Raw genomic sequence first — 1,865 nt, forward strand, 5'->3', positions numbered from 1 at the left:
AGCTACCTCGCCGGCCTCCACCTGCGCGCCTCAATGATCTGGATCAAGGACCTCACCCGGACCACCAATTGATCACGACTCAATACGCGCCCTAGGTGCCGGCAGGCGTATTCCACGCTGCGCAGCGCCAGCACCTTGGCGCCGGCGGCCGCCATCTCCCGCATCGACTCATAGGTCAGGTGACGCAGCAGCCGGGCCTCCGGCACCAGCCTGGGATCCGCGGTGTAGACACCGTCCACGTCGGTGTAGATCTCGCACACGTCGGCCTTGAGGGCTGCTGGTCTGGGCGGACAGGTAGAAGACCCGGTGTAGTCGCCGGCTGTATCGCTTTGGCCGGTGCAGGTTGCCTGTGCACCGACCGGAGTCCCTGGGAAGCGGCACTAGGCCGGCGGCCGATGCCGGATGACCGCGGCCAGTGCGATCGCCGTGGTGTCGGATCCACCGCGGCCACCGCCCTGCAGGCCGCCGCCGCACAGCACACCACACTTCCCGGCCAGGACGCCGCCGCCCGCATCGTCGAAGACCTCGCCGGGCAGCTCCTCGACCTGGATGGCCGCCTCAAGCACATCGACCAGCAAATCCGCGACACATTCCCAACCCATCCTCAAGCCGCCGTTATCGGATCCCTGCCCGGCATCGGCCCGATCCTGGGCGCGGAGTTCATCGTCGCGGCCGGTGACCTGACCACCTATGCCGATGCCGGTCATCCGCGAAGGCCCCAACCGCGACTACTACCTCAAGAAACGAGCCGAGGGCTGCAAGCACGTCCAGGCCGTCATTACCCTCGCCCGCCGACGAGTCGCCGTCCTCTGGGCCCTCCTCCGCGACAACCGACGCTTCGCCCCAGCACCACCCACAGCAGCGGCAGCTTGACTCGCTCAATGGGACGCCGACCGTCGTCCATGACCTGTGCCATGAAGGCCAGTTACTGACCGTCGAACCCTTCGGCCCGGCTCCAGTGGAGGGTGACGTCACTGCGGAAGATGACCTGCTGCCCGTCATCGGATACGGAGGCCCGATCCCAGCCGTCGAAGTTCTCCCTGACGTTGGTGTCCCACTTAGTCAGGCTGCCGGTGCCGACGGCCGCGATGGACTCGGTCGGGGGCTCGCCGTCATAGCAGTAGGAGCCGAAGTTCGCGATCGCCGCGACGGTTCCGCCTTTGGCCCGCAGTTCGATGCCCTGGCAGGCGTCGACCTTGGTGCGGTGGATGACCACCGGTTTGGTCCAGGCCTTCGCCCGGGGACTGTAGTGCTGCTCGACGAGCCCCTTGCCCCGGCGGTAGTGCATGGCCACCCGGCGACCGTCATCGAGTTTCACCTCGGCGTTGTACGGGCTGGTGCCGCCGTCCCAGGGGATGTCGCTCTTCTGCAGCTCGGAGGCGTACACGGAGGAATCCGGGGACGCACTCCCGGAGGCGCCTTTCGCCGCCGAGTCCTGCTGACCGCATGCCGCCGTAGCCATCATCACCAACACTGCCGCCGAACCCCAGGTCAGCACCTGGATGCCATGCTTACGCATGTATGCCTCCCGTCGTCTCGCCGCAGCATAGGCGGCCGGGTCGATCTACGGTGCCCCACTCGTTCAGCCCAGGCCTGAGCCGCTCTCCATCGCACGGGCCAGCCCAGCGTGAACGCAGGTCAACGCTCCCGAGCTGACCCCTCGTCGCCACCAACAGTGGAAAGCGTGCCCGCCCGCCGGGGTGCTGGCCGTTGACACGGCCGTTGAGACTGCGCCAGGCAGGCTCCCCACCCCGCCCGCGGCAGTTACTTAGACGCCGTCTCATTTGGTGAGTCTGCGGTAGCAGATGAGGGTGCAGGTGATGGCGGTGAAGGCCAGGAAGTGTTCGGCCTTGCGTTCGTAGCGG

1 protein-coding gene and 3 pseudogenes are annotated in these 1,865 nt (G+C 67.1%); 1 reads left to right on the top strand and 3 read right to left on the bottom strand.

Annotation, left to right across the window (positions count from 1 at the left end):
* Nucleotides 1-95: 95 nt before the first annotated feature.
* Nucleotides 96-278, bottom strand: a pseudogene (locus ABZV31_RS38225) (aspartate kinase); the annotation flags it as partial.
* A pseudogene (locus tag ABZV31_RS38230) lies at nucleotides 277-399 on the bottom strand (transposase); the annotation flags it as partial. The pseudogenes ABZV31_RS38230 and ABZV31_RS38225, both read right to left, overlap by 2 nt.
* A gap of 53 nt (nucleotides 400-452) precedes the next feature.
* Between ABZV31_RS38230 and ABZV31_RS38235 the strand changes: the two are divergent.
* A pseudogene (locus tag ABZV31_RS38235) lies at nucleotides 453-873 on the top strand (IS110 family transposase); the annotation flags it as partial.
* A 52-nt stretch (nucleotides 874-925) separates the two neighbouring features.
* Here the strand turns inward: ABZV31_RS38235 and ABZV31_RS38240 are convergent.
* Nucleotides 926-1,519, bottom strand: coding sequence for a hypothetical protein (locus tag ABZV31_RS38240; protein ID WP_355901489.1), 594 nt, complete (start codon nucleotides 1,517-1,519; stop codon nucleotides 926-928).
* Nucleotides 1,520-1,865 lie beyond the last annotated feature (346 nt).

The organism is Streptomyces sp. NPDC005202 (assembly GCF_040608235.1).
In the GTDB taxonomy this organism is placed as follows: domain Bacteria; phylum Actinomycetota; class Actinomycetes; order Streptomycetales; family Streptomycetaceae; genus Streptomyces.

Coding starts and splice junctions, on each gene's coding strand:
- ABZV31_RS38240 (WP_355901489.1), bottom strand. CDS start 1,519: ATGCGTAAGCATGGCATCCAGGTGCTGACCTGGGGTTCGGCGGCAGTG.